This window comes from Bacillus sp. WP8, from assembly GCF_000800825.1.
Taxonomy (GTDB): domain Bacteria; phylum Bacillota; class Bacilli; order Bacillales; family Bacillaceae; genus Bacillus; species Bacillus safensis.
This window is the reverse complement of sequence record NZ_CP010075.1, coordinates 2428424-2454398: the sequence shown is the minus strand read 5'-3', so window position 1 is coordinate 2454398 and position 25975 is coordinate 2428424. Positions and strand designations below refer to the sequence as shown.

General features: G+C 42.4%; 30 protein-coding genes, 1 riboswitch and 1 other annotated feature. Of the genes, 25 read left to right on the top strand and 5 right to left on the bottom strand.

What is annotated here, in order from left to right; all coding sequences use genetic code 11:
• Positions 1-54: 54 nt before the first annotated feature.
• The 18 genes from QR42_RS12380 (at position 55) to pheA (ending at position 14021) form a co-directional block, all read left to right on the top strand.
• The gene (locus QR42_RS12380; protein WP_039180389.1) at positions 55-786 is read left to right on the top strand and encodes a prepilin peptidase; all 732 of its coding nucleotides are present in this window, start codon (positions 55-57) and stop codon (positions 784-786) included.
• A 156-nt stretch (positions 787-942) separates the two neighbouring features.
• A complete protein-coding gene (locus QR42_RS12375) occupies positions 943-1959 on the top strand; it encodes an SPOR domain-containing protein (protein WP_039183241.1) in 1017 nt (338 codons plus the stop codon).
• Positions 1960-2136: 177 nt separating this feature from the next.
• Positions 2137-2706, top strand: a complete 570-nt coding sequence (locus QR42_RS12370) for a Maf family protein (protein ID WP_039180386.1) — start codon at positions 2137-2139, stop codon at positions 2704-2706.
• A 47-nt stretch (positions 2707-2753) separates the two neighbouring features.
• Positions 2754-3428: a RadC family protein gene (gene radC, locus QR42_RS12365; protein ID WP_029706175.1), complete on the top strand. Its 675-nt coding sequence runs from the start codon at positions 2754-2756 to the stop codon at positions 3426-3428.
• 89 nt (positions 3429-3517) lie between these two features.
• On the top strand, positions 3518-4537 hold the full coding sequence (locus QR42_RS12360) for a rod shape-determining protein (RefSeq protein WP_007501538.1): 1020 nt from the start codon (positions 3518-3520) through the stop codon (positions 4535-4537).
• 27 nt (positions 4538-4564) lie between these two features.
• Entirely contained in the window at positions 4565-5464 is a 900-nt protein-coding gene (gene mreC / locus QR42_RS12355) for a rod shape-determining protein MreC (RefSeq protein WP_039180383.1), read from the top strand.
• Positions 5461-5979: a rod shape-determining protein MreD gene (gene mreD / locus QR42_RS12350; RefSeq protein WP_039180381.1), complete on the top strand. Its 519-nt coding sequence runs from the start codon at positions 5461-5463 to the stop codon at positions 5977-5979. Before mreC ends, mreD begins: the two co-directional genes overlap by 4 nt.
• 54 nt (positions 5980-6033) lie before the next feature.
• Entirely contained in the window at positions 6034-6717 is a 684-nt protein-coding gene (gene minC / locus QR42_RS12345) for a septum site-determining protein MinC (RefSeq protein ID WP_039180377.1), read from the top strand.
• Positions 6718-6719: 2 nt separating this feature from the next.
• The gene (gene minD / locus QR42_RS12340; protein WP_017358134.1) at positions 6720-7523 is read left to right on the top strand and encodes a septum site-determining protein MinD; all 804 of its coding nucleotides are present in this window, start codon (positions 6720-6722) and stop codon (positions 7521-7523) included.
• Positions 7524-7703: 180 nt separating this feature from the next.
• Positions 7704-8495: a M23 family metallopeptidase gene (locus QR42_RS12335; protein WP_039180373.1), complete on the top strand. Its 792-nt coding sequence runs from the start codon at positions 7704-7706 to the stop codon at positions 8493-8495.
• A complete protein-coding gene (locus QR42_RS12330; RefSeq protein ID WP_039180370.1) occupies positions 8488-9357 on the top strand; it encodes a M50 family metallopeptidase in 870 nt (289 codons plus the stop codon). The genes QR42_RS12335 and QR42_RS12330 overlap by 8 nt, the downstream gene beginning before the upstream one ends.
• Before the next feature lie 66 nt (positions 9358-9423).
• Positions 9424-9496: a sequence feature (ribosomal protein L21 leader region), on the top strand.
• 12 nt (positions 9497-9508) lie between these two features.
• Positions 9509-9817 carry a 50S ribosomal protein L21 gene (gene rplU / locus QR42_RS12325; RefSeq protein WP_003216781.1) on the top strand — a complete coding sequence of 103 codons (309 nt, stop codon included), beginning with the start codon at positions 9509-9511 and terminating at the stop codon, positions 9815-9817.
• A gap of 14 nt (positions 9818-9831) precedes the next feature.
• On the top strand, positions 9832-10170 hold the full coding sequence (locus QR42_RS12320) for a ribosomal-processing cysteine protease Prp (RefSeq protein WP_039180367.1): 339 nt from the start codon (positions 9832-9834) through the stop codon (positions 10168-10170).
• Positions 10171-10182: 12 nt separating this feature from the next.
• Positions 10183-10467: a 50S ribosomal protein L27 gene (rpmA, locus tag QR42_RS12315; RefSeq protein WP_003216586.1), complete on the top strand. Its 285-nt coding sequence runs from the start codon at positions 10183-10185 to the stop codon at positions 10465-10467.
• Between the two features lie 256 nt (positions 10468-10723).
• Positions 10724-11317: a sporulation initiation phosphotransferase B gene (locus QR42_RS12310; RefSeq protein WP_024423157.1), complete on the top strand. Its 594-nt coding sequence runs from the start codon at positions 10724-10726 to the stop codon at positions 11315-11317.
• Positions 11318-11338: 21 nt separating this feature from the next.
• The gene (obgE, locus tag QR42_RS12305; RefSeq protein ID WP_039180364.1) at positions 11339-12625 is read left to right on the top strand and encodes a GTPase ObgE; all 1287 of its coding nucleotides are present in this window, start codon (positions 11339-11341) and stop codon (positions 12623-12625) included.
• Between the two features lie 55 nt (positions 12626-12680).
• The gene (locus tag QR42_RS12300) at positions 12681-13124 is read left to right on the top strand and encodes an ACT domain-containing protein (protein ID WP_008342790.1); all 444 of its coding nucleotides are present in this window, start codon (positions 12681-12683) and stop codon (positions 13122-13124) included.
• A gap of 18 nt (positions 13125-13142) precedes the next feature.
• On the top strand, positions 13143-14021 hold the full coding sequence (gene pheA, locus QR42_RS12295) for a prephenate dehydratase (RefSeq protein ID WP_024423155.1): 879 nt from the start codon (positions 13143-13145) through the stop codon (positions 14019-14021).
• Between the two features lie 24 nt (positions 14022-14045).
• Here pheA and QR42_RS12290 read toward each other — a convergent pair whose 3' ends face one another.
• Together QR42_RS12290 and QR42_RS12285 are read right to left on the bottom strand one after the other, a co-directional pair.
• Positions 14046-14588, bottom strand: coding sequence for a transcription repressor NadR (locus QR42_RS12290; RefSeq protein ID WP_039180361.1), 543 nt, complete (start codon positions 14586-14588; stop codon positions 14046-14048).
• A 3-nt stretch (positions 14589-14591) separates the two neighbouring features.
• Positions 14592-15734, bottom strand: coding sequence for an IscS subfamily cysteine desulfurase (locus QR42_RS12285; RefSeq protein ID WP_200885516.1), 1143 nt, complete (start codon positions 15732-15734; stop codon positions 14592-14594).
• Positions 15735-15828: 94 nt separating this feature from the next.
• On the opposite strand from QR42_RS12285, the gene nadB reads away from it, so the two are divergent.
• The 5 genes from nadB to QR42_RS12260 all read left to right on the top strand — a co-directional run bounded on the left by nadB (position 15829) and on the right by QR42_RS12260 (position 21675).
• Positions 15829-17403 (top strand): L-aspartate oxidase, encoded by a 1575-nt coding sequence (nadB, locus tag QR42_RS12280; protein WP_039180354.1) that lies wholly within the window; start codon positions 15829-15831, stop codon positions 17401-17403.
• Positions 17385-18245 carry a carboxylating nicotinate-nucleotide diphosphorylase gene (gene nadC / locus QR42_RS12275; RefSeq protein ID WP_039180352.1) on the top strand — a complete coding sequence of 287 codons (861 nt, stop codon included), beginning with the start codon at positions 17385-17387 and terminating at the stop codon, positions 18243-18245. The genes nadB and nadC overlap by 19 nt, the downstream gene beginning before the upstream one ends.
• Positions 18232-19341, top strand: coding sequence for a quinolinate synthase NadA (nadA, locus tag QR42_RS12270; protein WP_039180349.1), 1110 nt, complete (start codon positions 18232-18234; stop codon positions 19339-19341). The genes nadC and nadA overlap by 14 nt, the downstream gene beginning before the upstream one ends.
• 131 nt (positions 19342-19472) lie before the next feature.
• Positions 19473-20723 carry a SafA/ExsA family spore coat assembly protein gene (gene safA, locus QR42_RS12265; RefSeq protein ID WP_039180346.1) on the top strand — a complete coding sequence of 417 codons (1251 nt, stop codon included), beginning with the start codon at positions 19473-19475 and terminating at the stop codon, positions 20721-20723.
• 334 nt (positions 20724-21057) lie between these two features.
• Positions 21058-21675: a YhcN/YlaJ family sporulation lipoprotein gene (locus QR42_RS12260; protein ID WP_039180343.1), complete on the top strand. Its 618-nt coding sequence runs from the start codon at positions 21058-21060 to the stop codon at positions 21673-21675.
• 45 nt (positions 21676-21720) lie between these two features.
• Here QR42_RS12260 and QR42_RS12255 read toward each other — a convergent pair whose 3' ends face one another.
• The gene (locus QR42_RS12255; protein ID WP_024423148.1) at positions 21721-22353 is read right to left on the bottom strand and encodes a LysE family transporter; all 633 of its coding nucleotides are present in this window, start codon (positions 22351-22353) and stop codon (positions 21721-21723) included.
• A gap of 235 nt (positions 22354-22588) precedes the next feature.
• Positions 22589-22697, top strand: a riboswitch (TPP riboswitch).
• A 126-nt stretch (positions 22698-22823) separates the two neighbouring features.
• On the opposite strand from QR42_RS12255, the gene thiC reads away from it, so the two are divergent.
• Positions 22824-24584, top strand: coding sequence for a phosphomethylpyrimidine synthase ThiC (gene thiC / locus QR42_RS12250; RefSeq protein ID WP_039180339.1), 1761 nt, complete (start codon positions 22824-22826; stop codon positions 24582-24584).
• Between the two features lie 35 nt (positions 24585-24619).
• Here thiC and QR42_RS19475 read toward each other — a convergent pair whose 3' ends face one another.
• A complete protein-coding gene (locus QR42_RS19475; protein ID WP_167364625.1) occupies positions 24620-24766 on the bottom strand; it encodes a hypothetical protein in 147 nt (48 codons plus the stop codon).
• A gap of 191 nt (positions 24767-24957) precedes the next feature.
• Here QR42_RS19475 and QR42_RS12245 point away from each other — a divergent pair, with 191 nt between their 5' ends.
• Positions 24958-25140: a hypothetical protein gene (locus tag QR42_RS12245; RefSeq protein WP_008342761.1), complete on the top strand. Its 183-nt coding sequence runs from the start codon at positions 24958-24960 to the stop codon at positions 25138-25140.
• A gap of 33 nt (positions 25141-25173) precedes the next feature.
• On the opposite strand, the gene QR42_RS12240 is transcribed toward QR42_RS12245, so the two are convergent.
• Positions 25174-25818 carry a serine/threonine protein kinase gene (locus QR42_RS12240; RefSeq protein ID WP_039180336.1) on the bottom strand — a complete coding sequence of 215 codons (645 nt, stop codon included), beginning with the start codon at positions 25816-25818 and terminating at the stop codon, positions 25174-25176.
• Positions 25819-25975 lie beyond the last annotated feature (157 nt).

Here is a 25975-nt window from a genome sequence, read left to right as displayed (position 1 = left end):
AATACGATCGTGATAAAATCCGGTCTATCTTATTCTCGGAAGGGGTCACGATATATGATAGGCATTTTTGTGTTTCTTGCAGGCGTCACCATGGGGTCGTTCTTTCATCTAGTTGGTGAAAGGCTGCCGCTTAAGCGATCTATTCTTCTTCCTCGTTCTCACTGCACAGTCTGTAAACAGCCGCTTTCCCTGCACGAGATGATCCCGCTCGTTTCGTATGCGTTATTGAGGGGAACTTGTAAGCATTGCGGCACTCGGCTGTCTTTGTTATATCCACTGGTTGAGCTGCTGTCAGGCAGTCTTTTTTTGCTCATGTATAGAATCGCTGGTATTTCGTTTGAAGGTCTTTTTCTTGTGATTCTTTGTAGTTTATTTGTGATTGCTGTCGTGAGTGATCTCCTTTATATGAGGGTGCCAAACGAGCTGTTTCTCTTCTTTTTCCCTCTTTTCGTCATATACCGCACGCTTGAACCTCTTCTAATTTGGTGGGAAGGAGCGTCTTCGCTTCTTTTTTGCTTTCTCATGTTTTATAGTTTAGAACGTTTCAAGCCAAATAGCATGGGCGGAGCTGATATGAAGCTGTTCGGTGTTCTTGCGTTTTGCTTTGGCTTCAAGCCATTCCTTCTCATTCTTTTCCTCTCGTGTATCGCTGGAATCGCCTATGCGAAGGTTTTTTCTTTTCGATTAGATGAACCATTTCCCTTTGTTCCTGCGATCTCTTTTTCTTTTTGGCTGTATCTCTATGGAGCTCATGTCATGCTCCCATTCGCAGGGTCGACCGGTTGAAAAAATTGGCGAACACTTTTTTTCCCTGCCGACAAAAGTCTTGTTCTTTTTTTTTTCCGCTATGTTAAAGTGTGAAACAGAAAGAAGGACGGGTACATTCGCGCTGATTCATTGGACAAAAAGGTCTTTCTTACAAACAATGTCAGAAAGCGGGGAATGACAGTGAAAAAAAGGCAGGCAAAAAAACAAGGGTTAAAAGTCAATATTAATGGCAAAGAAGAAATGCTTCATGAAGATGACCACCAGCCGCCAAAACAGCAAGAGGATGATCAAGTGACGTTTTCGAATTGGGAGGAAAAAAGGCAGTCAGAACAGGAGACAGCTGCATCTGAGGAAGAACCGGCTAAACCGAAAGAAGAAGACTTCCAGTGGGATGACGCAGCTGATCATATTTATCATTCTGATCCAAAGGTCGTCACACCTTATCAAAAGAAAAAAGGCTCCTTTGATCAGAAGTTCGGTAAAAACCGCGGCCCGTTTAAGAGAGTGATGACAACGATTGTGTTTGCAGTGGTTCTTGGGACAGGCCTTGGTGTGTTTGCACTTAGCTTAAGTCAAGATGGTACTCAGAATCCATCAGGGGGAGATATCAGCGTTTCAGCGTCCGGAAATCAATCATCAATGAAAGCGGGCGGTGATGCGCCGCCAGCAGATACTGCTGATGAATCAAAAGAGAATAAAGATGAAAAAAGCGCCTCTGGCCATTTTTCAACCTATGTCGTACAGGCTGGAAAGTTTTCCTCTGAAAAAGGAGCAGATGAATTAGTTGGCAGTTTAAAAGAAGCAGGGTATGCGGGGAAAAAGATCTCAATGGATGATGGCTATTATGTCATTGCTGGGCTTGCGACAGAACAGGGCATGACAAGTGCTGTTGGGAAGAAGCTGATTGATCAGCACTTTGAGGCATGGGGAGGCAAGGAGCTCTCATTTCAAGTACCGGATGAGCTGACTAGTTTAATAGAAAAGGCATCTGTATTATCCTCTAAGGTCATTGCAGGAGACGATGTGGATCAAAAGGACGTTACGCAGCTGATCTCTGAGCTTGAAAGTGCCAAAACAACGGACGCACCAGCTAAAAGCAGTTTGCTGAAAGCGGTGCAGCTGTTAAATGAACCTACTGCTGAAAACGGGTGGAAATCTCAGCAGGCACTGCTTGATCAATTAAATACGTAAAATCATATTTTAAGAAACCAAACTAGTCAAAAAATGACTAGTTTTTTTCTTTTTCATCCAACATAATGATGAAGGAACATGAAAAATGAATTTTCGTAAATTGTCGGTAAGATGTACATTTGATAGGATGAATGGGTATCTTACTTCTTAGGCTAAACCCTGAAAGGATGAACAAACATGAACCGATTGATTCTCGCATCTCAATCCCCTAGAAGAAAAGAATTGCTTGATCTAGCAGGGTTTTCTTATGACATTCAAGCAAGTCAATTAAAAGAAGAAATAAATCGAAACTTTTCTCCTGCAGAGAACGTCCAATGGTTGGCAGAACAAAAAGCAAGTGATATTCAAAGATTATATCCCGAAGCTGTGATTATTGGTGCAGATACGATTGTTGCAATTGACGGCAAATGTCTTGGGAAACCAAAAGACAAGGAAGAAGCGGCCTCAATGCTTCAATTATTGTCAGGAAAGACACATCAAGTCTTGACGGGTGTCACGATTCAGTCAGAGAATAGAAAAGAAACATTTTATGAACAGACAGAAGTGACGTTTTGGGCACTTACGCAAAATGAAATAGACCGCTATATCGAAACGGGAGAACCGCTTGATAAAGCGGGAAGCTATGGCATTCAAGGAAAAGGCGCACTGTTTGTTCAAAAAATAGATGGTGATTATTTTTCCGTTGTAGGTCTCCCTATTGCCAAAACAGTTAGAGTGCTCGAAACATTTGGAATCACCCCTTTTTGATGACAGGAAGGAATCTAAAAGGAGTGGGCATCATGAACGATTTCCCTATGTTGCTAAAGCATTTTCCTCAAGATGAAAAGCCGAGAGAACGATTGATCAAATATGGTCCCGGCAGTCTGTCAAACCATGAACTTGTTGCGATTCTTTTAAGGACAGGCACAAAAAAGGAATCAGTTCTTCAAATTTCCGCAAGACTTCTGCAAACATTTGGCGGTCTTCGCACTATAAGAGAAGCCTCAATTGAAGAAATGTCGAAGATTCGAGGAGTTGGAAAGGCGAAGGCGGTCTCTCTTTTAGCTGCTTTAGAACTCGGCACTAGATTACACCATCAAACGACGGACAACCGCTATGTAATCCGCACACCAGAGGATGGGGCAAACTTTGTGATGGAAGATATGAGGTTTTTACAACAGGAAAATTTCGTTTGTCTTTATCTCAACACAAAAAATCAAGTTCTTCATAAACATACCGTGTTTATTGGAAGTCTGAACTCATCCATCGTTCACCCGCGTGAAATTTTCAAAGAGGCCTTTAAACGGTCCGCTGCTTCATTTATTTGTGTGCACAACCATCCATCTGGAGATCCGACGCCCAGCAGGGAAGATATTGAAGTCACACAGAGACTATTTGAATGTGGAAAGCTGATTGGAATACAGCTGCTTGATCATCTTGTCATAGGTGATCAAAAATTTGTGAGTTTGAAGGAAAAAGGGTATTTGTAACACTTTTTTTTTCAATGTTTTACGATATAATAGAGTTTATGAGTTTTTCCCTAAGGGAATTTTGGTTTAAGAAAGGAAGATACATACATATGTTTGGAATTGGTACAAAAGACCTTGGAATAGATCTTGGAACAGCGAATACGCTTGTTTTTATTAAAGGAAAAGGCATTGTTGTGAGAGAACCTTCGGTCGTAGCTTTGGAAACTGATACGAAGTCTATAGTGGCGGTCGGAAATGATGCTAGAAATATGATTGGCCGTACACCTGGTAATGTTGTGGCACTACGCCCAATGAAAGACGGAGTCATTGCAGATTACGAGACGACAGCAACAATGATGAAATATTACATTAATCAAGCATTAAAAGGCAAAGGGCTTTTTGCTCGTAAACCTTACGTCATGGTATGTGTGCCATCTGGCATTACAGCTGTAGAAGAGCGTGCAGTTATTGATGCAACGAGACAAGCTGGTGCACGTGACGCATATCCGATTGAAGAACCATTTGCTGCGGCAATCGGTGCTAACCTGCCTGTATGGGAGCCAACAGGAAGTATGGTTGTGGATATTGGCGGCGGTACAACAGAAGTAGCGATTATTTCTCTTGGCGGCATTGTGACATCACAATCAATCCGTGTTGCAGGTGATGAAATGGATGATGCGATCAGCAGCTACATCCGTAAAACGTATAACCTGATGATTGGTGATCGTACGTCAGAAGCGATTAAAATGGAAATCGGTTCTGCGCAGCCTGATGTACATGATGAGATGGACATTCGTGGACGTGACCTTTTAACAGGTCTGCCAAAAACAATCTCTATTACGGCAGAAGAGATTGCAAAAGCGCTTCGCGATACGGTGGAAACAATTGTCGATGCAGTGAAAATGACTCTTGAAAAAACCCCGCCTGAGCTCGCAGCAGATATTATGGACCGCGGAATTGTTTTAACAGGAGGCGGTGCACTGCTGCGTAATCTTGACAAAGTCATTAGCGATGAAACGAAAATGCCAGTCATTATTGCTGAAGATCCGCTTGACTGTGTGGCGATCGGAACAGGGAAAGCACTAGAACATATTCATTTGTTCAAAGGAAAATCAAAAGATAATCGATAATCGGGCGTAATTAAAGAGGTGTAAGACATGCCGCAGTTTTTTATGAATAAAAGATTAATGTTGCTCCTTGTCTGTGTCATCGTACTGGTGGCCATGATTGGTTTTTCAGTGAAAAGCGGCAGAGGTGCTTCATGGCCGGAAAAATTAGTGGGGGATACGACAGGCTTTTTTCAAGGTGTCTTTCATAAACCATCACAATTTATTGCCGGTATTTATGGGAACGTACAAGATTTAAAGAACACATATGATGAAAACGAGCGTCTTCGAAAAAAACTTGATGGACAAACCCAATATGAGGCGAAACTTCAAGAACTAGAAGATGAGAACAAAAAGCTTCGCAAACAGCTTGGCTATGTGAACTCTGTTCGTGATTACACGCCAATTCTATCAACTGTTATCGCAAGAAACCCATCTCTTTGGGATAGCTTTGTGATGATTGATAAAGGGAAAAAACAAGGCGTTGACAAAGATATGGCGGTCACAAATGAGAGTGGCGCATTAATTGGGAAGATTGAAAGTGATAAGCTCAACAATTTTACTTCAACTGTAAGGTTGCTAAGCTCAACTGACCAAAATAATAGAATTTCAACGAAAATTTTTGCGAAAAAGGGCAAAGAAGAACTCAATGGAATTATTAACGGTTATGACAGCAAGAAAAAAATGCTGACTATGAATATTCTAAAATCCGATGCAGATGGGGATGTCAAAAAAGGAGATCTTGTTGAAACATCTGGAGCAGGGGGCGTATTCCCACAAGGCTTGACGATTGGTAAGGTGAGTGAAATCGAGCCAGACCATTACGGCCTGACAAAGATCATTTACGTAGAACCAGCGGCTGAACTCAACAATTTAGACCGTGTGATTGTGGTGAATCGCAGCACAAGTACAGCAGATGCATCTGAATTGACGAAGGAGGAAGGCTCGTGAAACGTGTCCTTCTTGCTTTCGTCATGTTGTTTATCTTCGTATTTGACAGCATTTTTGTCGATTTAGTGAAGCTCCCATTTGTTTCAGAGAATCAAATTTTAGCTCCTCATTTCATTTTACTTGCACTTGTATTTATGACTGCTTTTGTGAATCAAAAATATGGTGTGATTTACGGATTTATCTTTGGACTTTTATATGATATTTCATATACAGGCATACTTGGTGTTCATATGTTTGGCTTTGGGGCGCTTTGCTATTTGCTAGCAAAAGCCTTTAAAGTTCTGCAAACGAATATGTTAGTCGTCGTCTTTCTGTCGATTATTGCTGTTTCCGTCATGGAGTTTTATGTATACGGCGTTCAAGCGACAATTCAACCAGGGATTATGCCGTTTAATACGTATGTCATCGAACGCTTTATTCCTACGATTCTTTTAAATACTGCTGCGTCTCTCATACTTGTTGTGCCGCTTAGGCTCTTTTTCATCAATGTGAAACAAGGACTGATCGACGAATAAAAGCAGGAGTTTGTCCAATTAAGGCGAAATGAGTATGTTGTTGAGGTGAGCATCTTGAAAACTCAAAAACAGCAATATGTGACGATAAAAGGTACAAAAAACGGATTAACATTACAGTTAAATGATGACTGTTCGTTTGATGATCTTCTTTCTGGCTTGCGAGAGGTTCTTTTACTTGAGCAATATACAGATGGAAGAGAAGGACATAAGGTCAATGTGCATATTAAGCTTGGTTTTCGTTATTTAACGGAGGATCAGGAGACGCGTTTGACTGAAGCGGTGTCTGAAAATGAACATCTCGTGATCCACTCCATTGAAAGTGACGTCATGTCAACTGAAGAGGCGAGACGATTAAAAGCAGAGGCTGAAATTACTTCTGTAGCAAAAATTGTACGCTCTGGACAGGTGCTGTATGTCGAAGGAGATCTTTTATTAATAGGAGATGTCAATCCTGGCGGAACGATTCGCGCAGGAGGAAATATTTTTGTGCTTGGCGCATTAAAAGGTGTGGCGCATGCTGGATGTAATGGCAACAAGCAGGCTGTTATTGCGGCATCACATATGATTCCAACACAGCTTCGCATCGCACAAGTTTTTAACCGTGCACCAGACCAAAAAGAAGATGGAAATGAAATGGAATGTGCTTATTTAGATATAGATGGCAATATGATCATTGAACGCCTGCAGCAATTGGCTCATATAAGACCTAATCTGACAAGGCTTGAGGGAGGAATGTGAAATTGGGCGAGGCTATTGTGATTACCTCAGGAAAAGGCGGCGTTGGCAAAACAACAACATCTGCAAACTTAGGCACAGCACTAGCAATTCAAGGGAAAAAAGTGTGTCTAGTTGATACGGACATCGGCCTTCGGAATCTGGATGTCGTGATGGGGCTTGAAAACCGCATTATTTATGATCTAGTTGATGTAGTAGAAGGAAGATGCAAAATTCACCAAGCGCTTGTAAAAGATAAGCGTTTCGAGGACCTTTTGTATCTTTTACCTGCTGCTCAAACAAGTGATAAAACGGCTGTGGAGCCGGAACAGATCAAAGAATTAATTCAATCATTGAAACAAGACTTTGATTATGTTGTCATTGACTGCCCTGCTGGAATTGAGCAAGGCTTTAAAAATGCTGTATCCGGTGCAGACAAGGCCATTGTCGTGACGACACCTGAAATCTCAGCTGTGAGAGATGCGGACCGAATCATCGGTTTGTTAGAACAAGAAGATATCGAACCGCCTCGTTTGATTGTCAACCGTATTCGTACACACATGGCGAAAAATGGCGATTCAATGGATGTAGATGAAGTGGTACATCACTTGTCGATTGATCTACTTGGCATCGTAGCAGATGATGATGATGTGATTAAGGCTTCAAACAATGGTGAACCGATTGTTATGGATGCTAAAAACAAAGTATCGATTGCCTATCGCAATATTGCCCGCCGCGTACTAGGCGAATCTGTTCCGCTTCAATCCTTTGAAGAAGAAAACAAGGGAATGTTTGCAAAGCTGAAAGCATTTTTTGGTGTAAGAGCATAATCGTGATAGAAAACCTTTGCAGCCTAGTAAGGACGAGCACTGGAGCGCAGACCTGACAACGAATGCAAGGGTTTGTCTACACGCTGAGACCGATTCGATTTAGAATCGGTCTTTTTGTTGCATATCAGATGAGGTTGTCACATAAAATGTACAAACTGTTTGTATGTAAAGGGTGATCTCATGAAAAGAGTGGACGAGTACCGAAAGAAAATCGCGCAGCGCCGCAAAACGATGCAGCCAGCTGCTCCTCCTAAGAAGACGGCTTTCAAGAAAAAAGAGGATATCCCGCCATGGGTTATGCTGACAGAGGAAGAAAAGCATTCTGGCTCGACCTCCTATGAACCGGCGTCTCATCAGCCAAAGAAATATCGTCATCCCTTATTTAACCCGAATACCTTTGTGCTTAAATGCTTATTATCAGCGTCCCTTGTGTTGATTGCTGCCATTTCGTTTAAAGGTCAGGCAGGTCCGTTTCAGCAGCTGAAGCCGGTGATTACTCAGACCTTTGAGCAAGATTTTCAATTTGCTGCTGCCAACCGCTGGATTGAAAAAACAGTCGGACATCCGCTGGCATTTTTAACAGAGAAAAAAGAGGGCCAAAAGGACGTACAAGCGAATCAAGAACTAGCTGTGCCTGCCTCTGGTAAAGTGCAGGAATCCTTTACGCAAAATGGAGCAGGGGTCAAAGTTGAAACATCCGCTGAAGCCATTGATAGTATGAAGGAAGGCTATGTGGTCGAGGTGAAAAAGAAAAGCGATACAGGGCTTACCGTGGTGGTGCAGCATGCAGATAACAGCTATAGCTGGTACGGTCAATTAAAGAAAGCCGATGTGGCCTTATACGATTTTGTTGATAAAGGTGAAAAAATTGGCCAGATTTCGCTTGATGATCAAGGGAAGGGCACGTATTACTTTGCCATTAAACAAAATGAACAATTTATCGATCCTATTCAGGTGATGACCTTTGAATAGATGGCTGCTCATGCTGACGAAAATTCACATCCATCCGCTGCTGTGGATTGTGATGGCGTTTGCGATTCTGTCAGGTCAAATTAAGCCGCTGCTTTGCCTGCTTGTGATCGTCTGTGTCCATGAACTTGGACATGCAGCGGCTGCCTGCTATTATCATTGGCGCATTCGGCGGATTTTTTTACTGCCATTTGGCGGAACGGTTGAAGTAGAGGAACATGGAAACCGTCCGCTAAAAGAGGAGCTGGCGGTCATTTTGTGCGGGCCGCTTCAGCATGTACCGCTCCAGCTCATGGCGTGGCTGTTCATGGAGGCTTCTCTTATCTCGCATGACGTCTTTACGATGTTTACCTTTTATAATATGGCGATTTTTCTTGTCAATCTTTTGCCCATTTGGCCGCTTGATGGCGGAAAATTATTCTTTTTGCTCTTATCTATTTTTTACCCTTTCCAACGTGCACATGCTCTAGCCATAAAAGGCTCACTTGTCTTTTTCGGTCTATTGACAGCAGGATTACTTTTGTTTGCACCGCTGCAATTCAATGGCTGGGTGCTGCTCACTTTTTTAGCTTATTCACTCGTGATGGAGCACAGGCAGAGGCATTACGTCAGGGTTCGTTTTTTACTAGAACGGTATTACGGTAAAAAAGAGCAAAAGGTAGAAAAACTGATTCCGCTGAGAGCAAGTGCAGAGGAAAAAGTTTACGAAGTGATTGCACGATTTCAAAGGGGCTGCAAGCATCCGATTATTATTGAAAGAGATGGCGTGAAGATGAGTCAGCTTGATGAAAATGAACTGCTCCATGCGTATTTTTCAGATCGCAGAACGACCTCCTCAATGGAAGAGCTTCTTTTACCGTACTAATGGTGAAAATACATTGACATTTTGCGTCTAGTTTGATATATTTTTTAATGTTATGGATATGTAGCACCCGTGCTACAACCGCGCGGAGCAGGTGTAAAGAGCCTATGGCCCCCTGTATTCGGCGAGTCTGAGTTTATTAGGAGGTGCAGAGATGTACGCAATTATCGAAACTGGTGGTAAACAAGTAAAAGTTGAAGAAGGTCAAACTGTTTATGTTGAAAAACTAGCTGCTGAAGCAGGTGAAACAGTAACTTTCGAAAACGTATTGTTTGTCGGCGGAGACACTGTCAAAGTGGGTAACCCTTCAGTTGCTGGAGCAACAGTAACGGCTAAAGTTGAAAAACAAGGTCGCGGTAAGAAAATTACTGTGTTCAAGTACAAACCGAAGAAAAACAACCACAAGAAACAAGGTCATCGTCAACCTTACACTAAAGTTGTTATCGAAAAAATCAACGCTTAAGGCGTGTGAGTGATATGATCAAAGCAACCATTACTCGGTCATCAGCAGATGAAAGCATTATGTCTTTTCAGATGACTGGACATGCCGAGTTTGCTGAAAAAGGTCAAGATCTCGTTTGTGCAGGTGTATCTGCTGTTGTTTTCGGCTCAGTCAATTCAATTATTGCACTGACAGGATTGGACCCACTGCTTGATATTGGTGAAGAAGGCGGCTACTTCTCTTTTGAACTGCCAGCTGATACAGATCCGGTATCCTTTGAAAAAGCCCAGCTGCTTTTAGAAGGCATGGTCGTTTCCTTAGAGACAATTGAACGAGATTATCACGATTATGTGAGAATATCAACAAAAAAATAGGAGGTGAACTTCATGCTTAGATTAGATCTTCAATTTTTCGCATCTAAAAAAGGGGTAGGTTCTACAAAGAACGGACGTGACTCTGAGTCTAAACGTTTAGGCGCTAAACGTGCTGATGGTCAATTCGTAACTGGTGGTTCTATCCTTTATCGTCAACGTGGAACGAAAATCTATCCAGGTGAAAACGTTGGACGCGGAGGCGACGACACTCTTTTCGCTAAAATCGACGGAACGGTTAAATTCGAACGTTTCGGTCGTGACCGTAAAAAAGTGAGCGTATATCCTGCGGCACAATAATTGCTAAAAACTCCGGTCATTGACTGGAGTTTTTTTCACTTTTACAAGCAGTACCGAAGATGATAAAAGAAGATGCACTCCATAAGTATCAAAGAACGTTTGCTGACTTTGCCTCATTTTCTCCTATACGATCAGAAAAAACAACCTTTCCTCACATAACTAGTGTTTTTCTATGCTGTCTTCTCTGTTATAATTCAGGGAGACATATTGATGATAAGACTCCTAAAAGAGAGACCAAACGATTGGGAGTGCGATAATGGAAGAGATACCAAGTAAAGAAAATGAAAAATTAACTCACGTTGCATTAACAAATGAATTGATCTATCTGCTCAGTCGTTCAAGACACGACTGGATGAATAAATTACAGCTGATCAAAGGCAACTTGACATTAGAAAAATATGACCGCGTGTTTGAAATTATAGAAGAAATGGTCATTGAAGCACAGCATGAATCCAAACTCTCAAATTTAAAAATTCCCCAATTGGCCTATTACTTTCTAACATTTAATTGGGAGTCGCATTTTATCACCTTAGAATATGAAGTGCTTGGTGAAACCCGAGACTTATCAGCATATGAATCGCAGCTGCTAACGGTATCACAGGAGTTGTTTTCGATATTCGATCAATCAGTTTGCCAAAAAACTGAAAATCATTTAACGGTCACGTTCCAAACAGATCATGAAGAAAATGATGTGATCTTATATTTTGATTTCAAAGGAAAATTAACAAGTTTGGATGCGTTAAATGCGTTTCATGACGCAAACTATCCATGTATGAGTATAACGCAATTTCATGTGACGCCTCATGAGTCCATGATTGAGCTTTGTTTGAGGCAAGAACGAGATATGTGATGCAGAGAAACGGAGGAAGTTATGTTTGTAGATCAGGTTAAAGTGTATGTTAAAGGCGGTGACGGCGGAAACGGTATGGTGGCGTTCCGTCGTGAAAAATATGTACCAAAGGGCGGCCCAGCAGGCGGCGACGGCGGAAATGGTGCAGATGTTGTATTTGAAGTAGACGAAGGACTTAGAACGTTAATGGACTTTCGTTATAAGCGTCATTTCAAGGCTGACCGCGGCGAGCATGGAATGAGTAAAAACCAGCATGGCCGAAATGCGGAAGAAATGATTGTCAAAGTTCCGCCGGGTACGGTTGTGACAGATGCAGAGACGGAACAAGTACTAGCTGACTTGACAGAGCATGGGCAGCGGGCTGTGATTGCCAAAGGCGGACGTGGCGGACGTGGAAATTCACGCTTCGCAACACCAGCAAATCCTGCGCCACAGCTTTCTGAAAACGGTGAGCCAGGTAAAGAACGTGACGTCATCTTAGAATTAAAAGTACTTGCAGATGTTGGACTTGTTGGTTTCCCAAGTGTCGGGAAGTCAACGCTGCTTTCAATTGTCTCTTCTGCGAAACCAAAAATTGCGGATTATCATTTTACAACGCTTGTGCCGAACCTCGGAGTTGTTGAAACAGACGATAACCGAAGCTTTGTTATGGCGGATCTGCCAGGACTGATTGAAGGAGCGCACGAAGGCGTTGGCTTAGGTCATCAATTTTTACGTCATATTGAGCGTACACGTGTCATTGTCCATGTCATTGATATGTCTGGACTTGAAGGGCGTGACCCATACGAAGACTACGTGACGATTAATGAAGAGCTTGAGCAATACAATATGAGATTGACAGAGCGTCCGCAAATCATTGTTGCGAACAAAATGGACATGCCAGATGCAGCTGACAATCTAGCGGCATTTAAAGAAAAATTAACGGATGACTATAAAGTGTTCCCGATTAGTGCGATCACAAGAGAAGGGCTTCGTGAGCTCTTATTTGAAATCGCCAATCAGCTTGAAACAACACCGGAATTCCCGCTCTATAATGAAGAGGAGCTGTCGGATAACCGCGTGATGTACAGATTTGATGAGGGTGATGCACCATTTGAGATCTCTAGAGATCCTGATGGCACATTTGTCTTAACGGGTAAAGCACTTGAGCGTCTCTTTAAGATGACAGACTTCTCAAGAGATGAATCCGTTAAACGATTCTCTAGACAGCTGCGCGGTATGGGTGTCGACGATGCCTTGCGTGAGCGCGGTGCAAAAGATGGCGACATCATTCGTCTGCTTGAATTTGAATTCGAATTTATTGATTGATCAACAGGAGGGTCCAGACCATGGGCTCTCCCGTTTTTAAAAGGGGAGAAAACAGGTGAAAGAAGAAACGTTCTATTTAGTAAGAGAGGATGTACTTCCAGATGCGATGCGAAAAACGCTTGAAGTCAAAAAGCTTCTCGATCGCAAAAAAGCGGATTCAGTTGCCGATGCTGTTCAAAAAGCGGATTTAAGCCGCAGTGCTTTTTATAAATACCGAGATGCTGTTTTTCCATTTTATACAATGGTAAAAGAGCAGATCATCACATTGTTTTTCCACCTTGAAGACCGGTCTGGGGCTCTGTCAAGGCTGCTTCAAATTGTGGCTGACTCTGGCTGTAATGTGTTATCCATTCACCAAACGATTCCGCTGCAAGGAAGAGCGAATGTCACCTTATCGATTAGTACGGCAGGTATGGCAGATGATATTAACACCGTCATGAATCAATTAAGAAAGCTTGAATTTGTCGAAAAAGTTGAAATTCTAGGTTCTGGGGCGTAAAAGGAGAGATCATAGCAGATGAAGCAATTAACTGTAGGTTATTTTGGACCAGAGGCAACATTTACTCATTTGGCCGTATGCTCTTGTTTTCCAAAAGATGCAGTGCAGCGTGCCTATGCAACGATTCCGCAATGTATGGATGCTGTGTCAAAGGGCGAAGTCGATTTGGCGGTCGTTCCACTTGAAAATGCACTCGAAGGATCTGTGAACTTAACGATTGATTATTTAATTCATGAAGAAGCGTTGTCCATTGTGGGGGAGATGACAGCACCGATACGGCAGCATTTGCTTGTCCATCCGTCAAGAGCGGAGAGCTGGGAGACGTTAGATGTCATTCAATCACATCCTCATGCGATTGCCCAGTGTCATCAATTTCTGAAAAAACAGTACCCTCATATTCCTCACCGGCCAGTGGAATCAACAGGCTATGCAGCAAAATACATCAGTGAGCATCCAGATGAAGCTGTCGGGGCTATTGCCAATGAAATTGCCGCAAAAACGTATGGTTTGACGATTGCGAAAAAAGACATTCATGATTATCCGCACAACCATACACGCTTTGTGATTTTACATAAAGATCCTAACGCATCGTTCCCAATGAATTCTGGTTTCTCATCAAAGCCAAAAACGACCATTGTGGTCAGTCTGCCTAAGGATGACCAATCAGGTGCATTGCACCGCGTGCTGTCTGCTTTTTCTTGGCGGAATCTCAACTTGTCAAAAATTGAATCCCGTCCGACAAAAACAGGTCTTGGACACTATTTATTTATTATTGACATCGAAAAAGAAATGGATGATGTCCTAGTCCCTGGTGCGATTCAAGAATTAGAAGCGATTGGCTGTGAGGTCAAGCTGCTCGGCAGCTATCAAACATATGAATTAACGAATGAAAAATAGTGTCCCATCCAGGACACTATTTTTTTAGTCTTTTATTAAAAACCCAGCATCATCCAGCGCTTGAATGGCTTGGTCAAGCTGCTTTTGGCTGTAAGAAGAGAGAGTATGCAAATGCACGCCGTCTGTTAGTTCTGACAAGTAGGACGCGCCGGTGTTAGAAATATGATGGACAAAATCAGCGACTTGTTTCCGTGTGCTGACGCGAATGGAGGCCGTTAGTTCACCATAAACAGGATGCTCAATGATCACATCTTTCACCGTCACTCCAAAGTCTACAATCAAGGTCAGTTCCTCTTCTGTGCGAGCAGGATCATGCTTACAGGCGATGATTTGTTCAATTTCTCTTTCTGGCGCATGCTGCGCTGCCATATACACATAGCCTTGGCTTGTGGCAATAATGGGTTCATTTTTTGCTTTTAATAATGAAATATCTTGTACAATGACTTGTCGAGAGACAGCCGCTTTTTTAGCTAAAAAGCTTCCAGTAAGCGGTGTGTCTGTTTCTTTCAGCCACTCTAAAATGGCGGTTCTTCTTTCTTCGCCAATGAGTTTCCTCTCTTGCTCCACGTCCTAAGCTCCCTTCTTCTCCTTTTGCAAATGCTCAAATGTATGCAAAAGCTGATCGATGTCATCTTTTGATGACTGCCATCCAAATGATAGTCGAATAAATTGAAGGGCATCACGATCTGATACACGCAATGCCTTCACAGCAGGGGAAGGATGGTGATAACCAGAAGCACATGCGCTTCCAGTTGATAGACAAATCCCATGCCGGTTACATGCTAACATTACATATTGTCCTTCAAACCCTTCAAAAAAACAACCAATAATATGAGGCAGCGTGCGGCGATTGTCATTGTCCTGAAGAGTACGAACTGGCAACTGTCTGATTTTTAACTGTTGAAGAAAATAATCACGCAGCTGTTCATCTAATTTTTGCTGTTCATCCAGCCTAAGCATTACTTGTTCACTTGCAGCAGCAAAAGCACCGATACACGGAACATTCACTGTCCCTGGACGTAAGCCATTTTCCTGAACTGCTCCTGTATATAAAGGTTTCCAAGGAACATGAGCGCCCATATAAACGGCACCAGCGCCTTTAGGAGCATACACTTTATGACTTGAGATGGACACGGCATCGACTCCAAGTTCTTTGATGGACACACGTATCTTTCCAAATGTTTGCACAGCATCTGTATGAAAAAGAATGTTCCTTTCTTTTAAAAGAGGTGCTAACTCAGCAAGCGGCTGGATAATCCCTGTTTCTGAATTAGCATGCTGAATAGATACGAGTCCTGTTTCAGGCAATAATGCTTTTTTGAGAATGTTCTCTGTTATGATTCCATCCTGATTCGGTTCAATGATCGTGACTTTTACGCCAAGACGCTCTAAGCTGCTAACTGCATGATGAACCGAAGGGTGCTCGACTGAAGTTGTGATGACATGCTGTTTATGTGCTGGTAGTCCATTGATGATCGATTGAATCGCAAGGAGATTGGATTCAGTTCCACCGCTTGTAAAGTAGATCCCATCTGGTTTACCCTCGATCATGGCAGCGAGTGATTGTCTGCTGTAAGTCAATATGTCATTTGCTTTTCCCCCAGCATCATGAAGACTGCTTGCATTTCCGTAGAAATTTTTACTCAGCTGCTCAAAAACATGCAGTGCTTCTTCTGAAACAGGTGTAGAAGCTGCGTAATCTAAATAAGCCAACCTATCCATCTCCCGTGTGAAAATTTTTTCTTGTATTTATTTTAGTGTTGTGTAATGATATGTGTCAAGACAGGTGTAAATGACAGGAGGGGCAATGGTGTCATCAATCAAAAAAGTTATTGTGGTGGGATCAGGCATTGCAGCGCTTTCCTTTGCAAGAAATATCTCGAAAAACTGCCAGGTCATCATGATGACAAAAAAACAATTTTCATCTAGTAATTCCATGCTGGCACAAGGTGGAATTGCTGCTGCCTTTTCAGCACATGATTCAGCTGAGCAGCATGTGCAAGATACACTAGATGCTGGCTGTGACCACAATGATGAAAGAACCGTACAAGAAATCGTGAGACTTGGAAAACATCTTGTGCAGCAGCTCGTAGCAGATGGATGTCCATTTGATCAAGATGAAGCGGGAGAGCCGCAATTAGGCAAAGAGGGGGCACACACCACTCATCGCATCTTGCATGCAGGAGGAGATCAAACAGGGAAAACCCTTGTACAGTATCTGAAAAGTCAGCTCGGCTCACATATTCATTTATATGAATATCATCATGTCATTGATCTATTGGTTCATGAAGGGACATGCAAGGGTGTTGTATGGAAAGACGAGACAGGACACGTACAAACAATGACCGCAGATGCCGTTGTTTTATCAACAGGCGGCTGCGGCTCCCTATATGAGACAAACACAAATGATCCTTCTGTAACAGGAGACGGACTGATGATGGCCTATCGAGCAGGTGCGCAATTAGTGGATCTCGAATTTGTTCAATTCCATCCAACTCTTTTGACAATCGATGGAAAAGCAGTTGGTCTCATTTCAGAGGCAGTAAGGGGAGAGGGAGCTTATTTAGAAGATGAAACAGGCAGGCGGATCATGAAAGGTATTCACCCACAAGCTGATTTAGCACCTAGAGATGTGGTCGCTAGAGCTATTTTTCATGAGCAGCAATTAGGCCATCAATTATATCTTAACATCCATGATATTCCGCATTTTTCAGCTCGTTTCCCAGCAATAGATGCGATGTGCCAGCGTGCAGGTGTCAATATGGCGAGCGGCAGGTTGCCAATTTCCCCGGGTATGCACTTTTTAATGGGCGGTATCAGCGTCAATGAATATGGAGAAACGACTGTTCCAGCGCTATTTGCCATTGGAGAAGCGGCCTGTACTGGCTTACACGGTGCGAATCGATTGGCCAGTAATTCTCTTCTGGAAGGTCTCGTGTTAGGCAGCAAAGCAGCACAAAGAATTGAACAGATGCCTAAACAGAAAGAAACAAGTCCACCTTTTTCTATTCAAGAAATATGGATGGTTCCAATGATTTCAAAGGATCAGCTGAGACAATGGATGACTACATTTGCAGCCATTGTGAGAGATGAAAAGGGCTTGCAGACTTTGCTTCATACGTTACAGCATGTCACTTTTCAGCAAATTAATGTGAAGGATATCACAAATGAACAGATCGAATTAAGCAATCAATGGGCATTAGCGGTTTGCCTTGCTAAATCTGCATTACTCCGTACAGAAAGCAGAGGAGGCCATTATCGAATGGATTATCCAGAGCGAAGCGATGCGTTGTGGCAGGGCAGGCAGATTGTTCATGAAAAAGGTCATATTCATATCATGAAAAATGAAAGGATCGGTGCCAAATGGAACGTTTACAGTTAAAACAAATGCTCACTCATTTTTTCACAGAGGATATTGGCTTTGGAGATGTATCAGCTGATGCCATCTTTGGAGACAAGAACGGAACAGCTCTTATCATTGCGAAACAATCTGGTGTATTGGCAGGATCACAACTGATTGATATAGGGTACCGCCTGTTGAATGAACAGATTCAAACTGAGCTGTTTTTTCAAGAAGGTGATTGGATTCATTCAGGCGCTGTACTGGCGAAAATAAAGGGCCCAATCAACGACTTATTAAAGGGAGAGAGGGTCATTTTAAATCTATTGCAGCGAATGACAGGTATCGCCACTTTAACACATGAGGCGGTGCAGCGATTAGGTGACCCGTCTATTACGATTTGTGATACGAGAAAAACGACACCCGGCTTGCGTATGTTAGAGAAATACGCAGTGAAGACAGGCGGTGGAAAGAATCATCGCTTTGGCTTATCAGATGGGGTGATGATTAAAGATAATCATATTGCCGCATGCGGTTCTATCCGTGAAGCGGTAGAAAAAGCAAGAGCATATGCTGGTCATATGGTGAAAATTGAAGTGGAAATTGAATCAGAAACGCAGCTAATGGAAGCCATTGATGCAAAAGCGGATGTCATCATGTTTGATAACTGCTCTCCGGACGAGGTTAAACGTTTTAAACAAATGACGCCAGAGTCCATTCTGACAGAGGCTTCAGGGGGCATTACGCTAGAGACATTGCCAAGCTACAGGGGGACAGGAGTCGACTTGATTTCACTTGGTTTTCTCACACATTCTGCTCCAGCATTTGATTTTAGTATGAATATGGAATTCAGTCATAAAGGGGGAACTCATGTCCATGCTTAATGTATTAGCCAATCAACATGCAGCCATGATGCCGGATGAATATAAACACCGCTCTGATGATGAAATGAAGCAGCGAGTGTTAGAAATTAAGCGAGCTTTTGGATCAAAGCTTTTTATACCGGGCCATCATTATCAAAAGGATGAGGTCATCGAATTTGCAGATGCAACAGGAGATTCATTGCAGCTGGCACAAATAGCGGCCGACAATCACGAGGCTGAATACATTGTGTTCTGCGGTGTTCACTTTATGGCAGAAACGGCAGATATGCTGTCAAACAAGAATCAAAGCGTCGTATTGCCAGATATGAGGGCAGGCTGTTCAATGGCAGATATGGCGAACATGAAACAAACAGACAGAGCATGGGAGCAGCTCACTGACCTGTTTGGAGATACAATACTTCCGCTTACGTATGTCAATTCAACAGCAGATATTAAAGCATTTGTCGGCAAGCATGGCGGGGCGACTGTTACTTCGTCAAATGCTAAAAAAGTACTCGAGTGGGCGATGACGCAAAAAGAGCGGATTCTGTTTCTGCCTGATCAGCACCTAGGGCGTAATACGGCTTTTGATTTAGGTATTCCGCTAGAAGAAATGGCTGTCTGGGATCAGATAGAAGAAAAGCTCATCACCGATCAGCCGCTTTCTCGGATCAAGATGATTTTATGGAAAGGCCATTGCTCCGTACATGAGAAGTTTACCGTTCGGAATATAGAAGAAATGAGAAAAAAAGACCGTGACATTCAAATTCTTGTCCATCCTGAATGCACGCATGAGGTCGTAAGGGCTTCTGACCTAGCAGGTTCAACGAAATTTATTATTGATACGATCAAACAGGCGCCAGCAGGCAGCAAGTGGGCGATTGGAACAGAGATGAATTTAGTCAAACGGATCATAGCGCAGCACCCAGATAAACAAATTGAATCCCTTAACCCAGATATGTGTCCATGCTTGACGATGAACCGGATTGATCTGCCTCATTTGCTATGGTCACTTGAAAGCATTGAAAAGGGTCAGCCGGTCGGGTTGATACAGGTCAATGAAGACATCACGAAAGACGCTTTGCTTGCACTCGAGAAAATGCTCGCCATTAAATAATGATTCAGCCCCTCCTATCAGAAAACAAGTTTTTATCATATCGGCTTGTAAATAGGCATAAATTTATGTTGAAACATATTGTACTTCTGACATAACCGTTACGTTCACGTTTTGCATAGGAGGGGAAAACGTTGAAAATTCATATTGTGCAAAAAGGAGACTCCCTTTGGAAAATTTCAAAGAAATACGGAGTCGACTTTCAAGAATTGAAAAAACTAAATTCTCAGCTCAGTAATCCTGATTTGATCATGCCGGGTATGAAGATTAAAATTCCATCTAGTGGTGTGCCTGTGAAAACAGATCATCACAAAGCAAAAGAAATGCCAAAAACGAAAGAACATCCGTATGTGAAAGAAAAGCCAAAAGATGTCGTGCAAGTGCAAGATACAAAACCGAAGGAAAAGCCAAATGAACCGGTACCTTATGTACCCCCAGTGCCAAAGATCGAGCAGCCAGTTTTTCCGCAAGTTGATGTGAACTATTATCAGACCAATCTCTACCAGCCATTCACGCCTCCTCCCAAAAAAGATCATTATGAGAAAAAAGATCACGTTCACGAGAAAAAAGATCACAAAGATCATTTTCATCATGAGAATAAAGACCATAAAGATAACAAGGGTCATTTCCATCATGAGAATAAGGAACATAAAGATCACAAGGACCATTTTCATCATGAAAATAAAGGTCATCTAAAAGATGAAGTGGCAAAGGGATATGACCCGTTTATTCATATTCCGCATCAAAAAGAGGAGGGAAAAGACATGGAGCATGGCAATTACCCAAACCTTCCTAACTTCCCGCAAATGCCAAATGTGGGAGGGGCAGCGGTAGGAGGAGTGGCTGAAAATAACGAGCATCATCACCAGCATCATCATCATGAACCATATGATCCTTATTTTGGTTATGGTCATGGTCATTACATGCCGGCGATGTATCCATATCCGCAGCAAATGGTGCCGGCATCGCCAATTTTACCGGGATCAGGCCTATGTTATCCTATCCATCCATATTATCACCATCATATGATGCCATATCCATACCCGGCTCATCCATATTATCCTGCGTATCAAGCCCCTGCTTACTACGGGGAAAATCATGAGCACCATGCAAACGACGGACATCACTGGCATCACCATATGCATTCAAACGCCAATGCAAATGCCAACGTAAATCAAGGCTTTTATCCAAACGTCTCAAATGCAGCATACGGCAAGGAAGACTGCGGATGTGATGATGGCATGAAGCATCATCAGCCTTGGCCAGGACATTATCCGAATCCTGTTCCTTATGGCCAAATGGGAGCTTATCCAGCTCAGCCTTATATGCAGCCATATCCAGGTCAATCCGTATTTGCAAGGCCGGAGGAGGAAGAAGAGGATTAATGACAGAAGGAACGATCTCAATCGTTCCTTTCAGCGTGTAGACAAACCCTCGCATTCGGTGTCAGGTCTGCGCTCCGGTGCTCACGAATGTCAAATTCGCTCCGCTCCTGTGCTCGTCCTTCCTAGAATGCAAAGGTTCTCTATTACGCTGAAAAGAAGACAAAAGGCTAAAATCAAGAACATTTTAGCCTTTTGTCACCATACAAGAAGGAACGATCTCAATCGTTCCTTTTTTTGTTTATAACTGACAGCTTGATTTTCTTCCTAACTGTACATGCTAAAACAGAGCCTGTTTCGCGCTCATGAGATTGAATTTGTACAGGGGGTTTTTCGTTTGAGACAAAAATGGCAAAAAACAATCGCATTAGTGCTTCTTCCTATTGGGTTAACAGCATGTGGTACAAATGACAATGCAGGTGTAGATACAAGGCATAATCAATCAGGTCAGCCGGTCGGATATCATTCGAATAACCGTGCAGATGACAATAACCAAGATCATCAAGGACCAGTTTCTGAACTCATGGAAGGGATGAACGGTGGGAATACAACGAATGTTGATTACCGTACACGTCCTCAAGCTGATGATCGAATGCCTCTTGCAGGTGGAGATGGACGCTACAGTCATGGAGATATGAACTATCATAACCAAATGTCGTTCTCAGGCTACGATAAACAAGAGAACATCCAGCGTTCAAGAAAAATTGCCAACCGCGTCAATAAAATGAATCACGTGGCAGACTCTCAAGTCATGGTGACGGATGAGAATGTGTATATTGCCATTAAATCAGATGGCCGCCTGACGTCAGAAGGTGTATCACAAATAGAAGAAGCAGCGACTCGTTATGCGGATGGAAGAGCAGTCCAAGTCATGAAAGATGAAGGTGCATTCACACGCTTTAGAGATATGAGAAGAACGCAATTTGAAACAGGACAAACAGGCATGACCCGATAGTTTGACACAAAAAGGCTAAAGTTCATCACGAACTTTAGCCTTTTCTTAAAAATAAACCTTGATGCCTATATAAAATTCGTAAAAGAAATAACAGCCAAACCCTAATAATAAAATACCAGCAATAATGGATGTCCACTTGATCATCGTCCGATTCATCACTTTTCTTGTTAAGGATACAAGTGTGAGGAGACCGATGTCATGAAGGAGAATCCCTGCCAAAATACCGCCGGCAGCCAGCATAAATTCAGATGAATCTGTTTTTGTATAAGCATCCGCAAGTACAGCACCAAAAACAGAAACCCAGAACACAAGATTTCCAGGAGATACCGCCACAAGCAAGCCGTTTCGATATGTTTTCGCGAATGATTTATTGACCTTTTCTCCTGCTAAATGAATATCTTGATCCGCATTTTTAATGGAATCGTATGCGAGAATCATTAAAAATACAGCTCCAATCAGCCAGAGCGGGATTTGAACAAACGGCAAAGATAAAAACTGAGCAAATCCAGCATATAAAGCCAAGATGAGTAATAAGTCTATGGTCATACCGCCTGCTCCGACAGTTAAACCATGAAAAAATCCGTTTTTCAGTCCCTGTTTTGTCATTTCAACCGTGATTGCTCCAACAGGCAGAGCAATTGAGAATCCTACGACGATGAATGTGAGAAATGTTTGCAATCGACTAGAACTTCCTTTAAATAAATTGTATAAAAATTCTCCGTTTAGATTAATTATACATAATAGGAGAAAAGGATCAATGATTATTTCAGATTTGATTGAAATGATAGAGATAGATGATGTATAGAAGACTGTATATCAACATGATCCATAACGCTTGTAGGGGAAAGGAACTATTTTCCTGAATCTTCTTTTCTTCATGATGTCTCTATGCTACACTGATGTGGAAATCAATAAAAGTGACTAGGGGTGCCCGTAAATGGGCTGAGAGAGAAGCATAAACTTCTTAACCCTTTGGACCTGATCTGGCTCGTACCAGCGTGGGGAAGTTAAAGATGATGCATGTATCATATCAATGATATGCATGTTTATTTCTGACGACGAAACCAGGTTCTTTAAATAGAGCCTGGTTTTTTGCTGGTGCTGATTCCATCCTGTCCGGTGACAAGAAGAAAAGGAGAGAACAGCAAATGAAAGAAAAGAAAAGTGTCCCATCCAACCAATCATTGTTATCCAGCTTTGACGGCAGCCATAAGGTATATGAGAAAGGATCAAGACCCGATATCTTAGTGCCAAAAAGAGAGATTACGCTCTCGCATACGGCGACAGAGGCGGGCGACATAAAAAATGAACCAGTCCGTGTATACGATACAAGTGGACCGTACACCGATGAGAACGTTCATATTGACGTCACAAAGGGGTTAAAGCGTCTTAGGGCAGCATGGATTGAAGAAAGAGGAGATACAGAAAGCTATAAAGGGCGTCATGTAAAACCGGAAGATAACGGATATCGTTCAAGGGAGAAGGAGTCCATCCATTCTGTCCAAACTGATTTTCATCATAAGCCGCTCCGCGCGAAACAAGGAGCGCGCGTGACGCAAATGCATTATGCCAAAAAAGGCATCATTACGCCTGAAATGGAGTTTATCGCAATAAGAGAAGAGCTAAGCCCTGAGTTCGTTAGAGAGGAAGTAGCGAGCGGAAGAGCCGTCATTCCTTCAAATATTAACCATCCAGAAAGTGAACCAATGATTATCGGAAGAAATTTTCATGTCAAAATCAATGCGAATATTGGCAATTCAGCTGTCACGTCATCCATTCATGAAGAGGTTGAAAAAATGACATGGGCGATCAGATGGGGGGCAGATACAATGATGGATCTGTCTACTGGAAAGGATATTCATACAACGAGAGAATGGATCATTCGGAATTGCCCAGTCCCAGTAGGAACCGTTCCCATCTATCAGGCCCTTGAAAAAGTGAATGGAGTCGCAGAAGATTTGACGTGGGATGTGTACAGGGACACATTAATTGAACAAGCGGAGCAAGGTGTAGACTATTTCACGATTCATGCTGGCGTGCTGTTAAGATATATTCCGCTCACTGTCGATCGGGTGACCGGAATTGTTTCAAGAGGCGGTGCAATTATGGCAAGATGGTGTCTTGCTCATCATCAAGAGAATTTCCTCTACACTCACTTCGAAGACATTTGTGAAATTATGAAAAAATATGATATCGCCTTTTCACTTGGAGATGGACTTAGACCAGGCTCGATTGCTGATGCCAATGATGAGGCGCAGTTTGCAGAGCTGGAAACGTTAGGTGAGTTAACAGAGATTGCTTGGAAACACGATGTGCAGGTGATGATTGAAGGACCCGGACATGTCCCAATGGATAAAATCAAAGAGAATGTGGACAAGCAAATGGACATTTGCAAGGAAGCACCATTTTATACGTTAGGGCCTCTTACAACAGATATCGCGCCGGGGTATGATCACATTACATCCGCGATCGGTGCGGCCATGATCGGCTGGTACGGAACAGCAATGCTGTGCTATGTAACGCCAAAAGAGCATTTAGGTCTACCGAACAAAGAAGATGTGAGAGAAGGCGTGATCGCCTATAAAATTGCTGCACATGCTGCTGATCTAGCAAAAGGACATCCTGCCGCTCAAAAGCGCGATGATGCTTTATCGAAAGCGAGGTTTGAATTTAGGTGGCGGGACCAATTCAACCTGTCACTTGATCCAGAAAGAGCCTTGGCGTTCCATGATGAAACATTGCCTGCCGAAGGCGCTAAAACCGCTCACTTTTGCTCGATGTGCGGACCGAAGTTTTGCAGTATGAAAATTTCTCATGATATCCGCAATCAATCTGAAGAAGTAAAAAGAGAGATGGAAAAGAAGGCGAAGGAGTTTGTCAGTCAAGGAAGTCAAATTTATCAGCCATAAAAAAAGAACCTCGCACGATGCTGTGCGGGGTTTTATCAAACCGCTGAAAAGGCTTTTCTTAAAAGGTGAAAAAATGCCTTTGCTGCATATGCCATCATGTCCACACTTGGAATGAGAGCATCTGTTAAATGAAAAAAGACTGTTTTTCTTTCTGGAGATGTTCGTTTCTTTTTCTGCTTCATCAAGGGCAGCCTCCTTTTTCACTAATATACTTCTTTGCAGATATGAGAGATAGATATGTTGTGTGAATTTAAACAAAATTTAAACTTCTTGGGTTTGAATGGAAAGAAGGAGGGGAAACGAGTTGAATAGAGAATGAATGAAAAGAGCTGATCTATTTGACCAGCGAACAAGAAGAGTGGAAGGTGATCTTATGATGAAAGTATTTAAGGTAACATTTCATATGAACAATGGGGAAGTGCTTGATTTCGAGCTCAAACGTCCAGCTACCTATGATGTGTATAAAAAAATTGAAGAAGCCAATCATTGGTTTAAGCTGAATAATGAAATCATTAACCTATTAAACGTCAATAGTATCCATGTAGAAACAGAATAACAACAGAAAGCCGCTCAAATAGAGCGGCTTTCATTATGCAGAAAAATCATTCCGATTATTAAGCTGCCCGCGGGACAGCCAGTTCTTTTTATACAAATAAGCAATCACTTCTAGCCACAGACGCGGTGCTTTTTTAGGGAAAAAAGGTTTTTGGTAATAAGCATAAGCAGCTTTTAAATCATCCCATTGATGACATGCTTTCGTTTGCGTGAATCTGGCAACGTCAATGACTCTGATCCGTCCTTCTTTAGTTAAGATCAGATTGCGCAGATGGATATCAGAAGGATTCAATCCTTTCTCGCGCGCTTCCTCCAGCGCATCATCGACTTGATTGATCATTTGTTTTTTAATAGGAATTCCTTTTGTAAGGCATTCATAGAATGTGTAGCCTTTAATATATTCCATTAAAATATACTGATCCCCAGACTCATAAATCTCAGGGTAGTAAGACGAACCAGAAAGTTTTTCGTAAATGGCAGCCTCTTTGCGGGCAATATGCTGATAAGAAGGGAAAAAGACTTTTAGTGCCATTTTCTTGCCGTCTTTTTTGTATAAAAAGACATAGGCACTTCTTCCTTTGCCGCACAGTTCAAGCTCTACTGGTTTATAGGCAAGCTTATGAAAACGTTTCTCTTCATGATACTGAATCGATTCGGCTAATCTTTTGACATCTGACATTGACTTCACCTTCTTTGGTTTCAGTTTATGCGGCTGAAAAACGAATGATGAAAAAACGTGTCACTCGATAAAGCAATGGATTGTATAAAACATAACATTTACGAATGAAGGATACAACGAAAGACTCTTACCATACATTTGAATCATCGATTTGGTT

Coding starts and splice junctions, on each gene's coding strand:
- QR42_RS12380 (WP_039180389.1), top strand. CDS start 55: ATGATAGGCATTTTTGTGTTTCTTGCAGGCGTCACCATGGGGTCGTTC.
- QR42_RS12375 (WP_039183241.1), top strand. CDS start 943: ATGACAGTGAAAAAAAGGCAGGCAAAAAAACAAGGGTTAAAAGTCAAT.
- QR42_RS12370 (WP_039180386.1), top strand. CDS start 2,137: ATGAACCGATTGATTCTCGCATCTCAATCCCCTAGAAGAAAAGAATTG.
- radC (WP_029706175.1), top strand. CDS start 2,754: ATGTTGCTAAAGCATTTTCCTCAAGATGAAAAGCCGAGAGAACGATTG.
- QR42_RS12360 (WP_007501538.1), top strand. CDS start 3,518: ATGTTTGGAATTGGTACAAAAGACCTTGGAATAGATCTTGGAACAGCG.
- mreC (WP_039180383.1), top strand. CDS start 4,565: ATGCCGCAGTTTTTTATGAATAAAAGATTAATGTTGCTCCTTGTCTGT.
- QR42_RS12335 (WP_039180373.1), top strand. CDS start 7,704: ATGAAAAGAGTGGACGAGTACCGAAAGAAAATCGCGCAGCGCCGCAAA.
- rplU (WP_003216781.1), top strand. CDS start 9,509: ATGTACGCAATTATCGAAACTGGTGGTAAACAAGTAAAAGTTGAAGAA.
- QR42_RS12320 (WP_039180367.1), top strand. CDS start 9,832: ATGATCAAAGCAACCATTACTCGGTCATCAGCAGATGAAAGCATTATG.
- rpmA (WP_003216586.1), top strand. CDS start 10,183: ATGCTTAGATTAGATCTTCAATTTTTCGCATCTAAAAAAGGGGTAGGT.
- QR42_RS12310 (WP_024423157.1), top strand. CDS start 10,724: ATGGAAGAGATACCAAGTAAAGAAAATGAAAAATTAACTCACGTTGCA.
- obgE (WP_039180364.1), top strand. CDS start 11,339: ATGTTTGTAGATCAGGTTAAAGTGTATGTTAAAGGCGGTGACGGCGGA.
- pheA (WP_024423155.1), top strand. CDS start 13,143: ATGAAGCAATTAACTGTAGGTTATTTTGGACCAGAGGCAACATTTACT.
- nadB (WP_039180354.1), top strand. CDS start 15,829: ATGGTGTCATCAATCAAAAAAGTTATTGTGGTGGGATCAGGCATTGCA.
- nadC (WP_039180352.1), top strand. CDS start 17,385: ATGGAACGTTTACAGTTAAAACAAATGCTCACTCATTTTTTCACAGAG.
- nadA (WP_039180349.1), top strand. CDS start 18,232: ATGTCCATGCTTAATGTATTAGCCAATCAACATGCAGCCATGATGCCG.
- thiC (WP_039180339.1), top strand. CDS start 22,824: ATGAAAGAAAAGAAAAGTGTCCCATCCAACCAATCATTGTTATCCAGC.
- QR42_RS19475 (WP_167364625.1), bottom strand. CDS start 24,766: ATGAAGCAGAAAAAGAAACGAACATCTCCAGAAAGAAAAACAGTCTTT.
- QR42_RS12245 (WP_008342761.1), top strand. CDS start 24,958: ATGATGAAAGTATTTAAGGTAACATTTCATATGAACAATGGGGAAGTG.
- QR42_RS12240 (WP_039180336.1), bottom strand. CDS start 25,818: ATGTCAGATGTCAAAAGATTAGCCGAATCGATTCAGTATCATGAAGAG.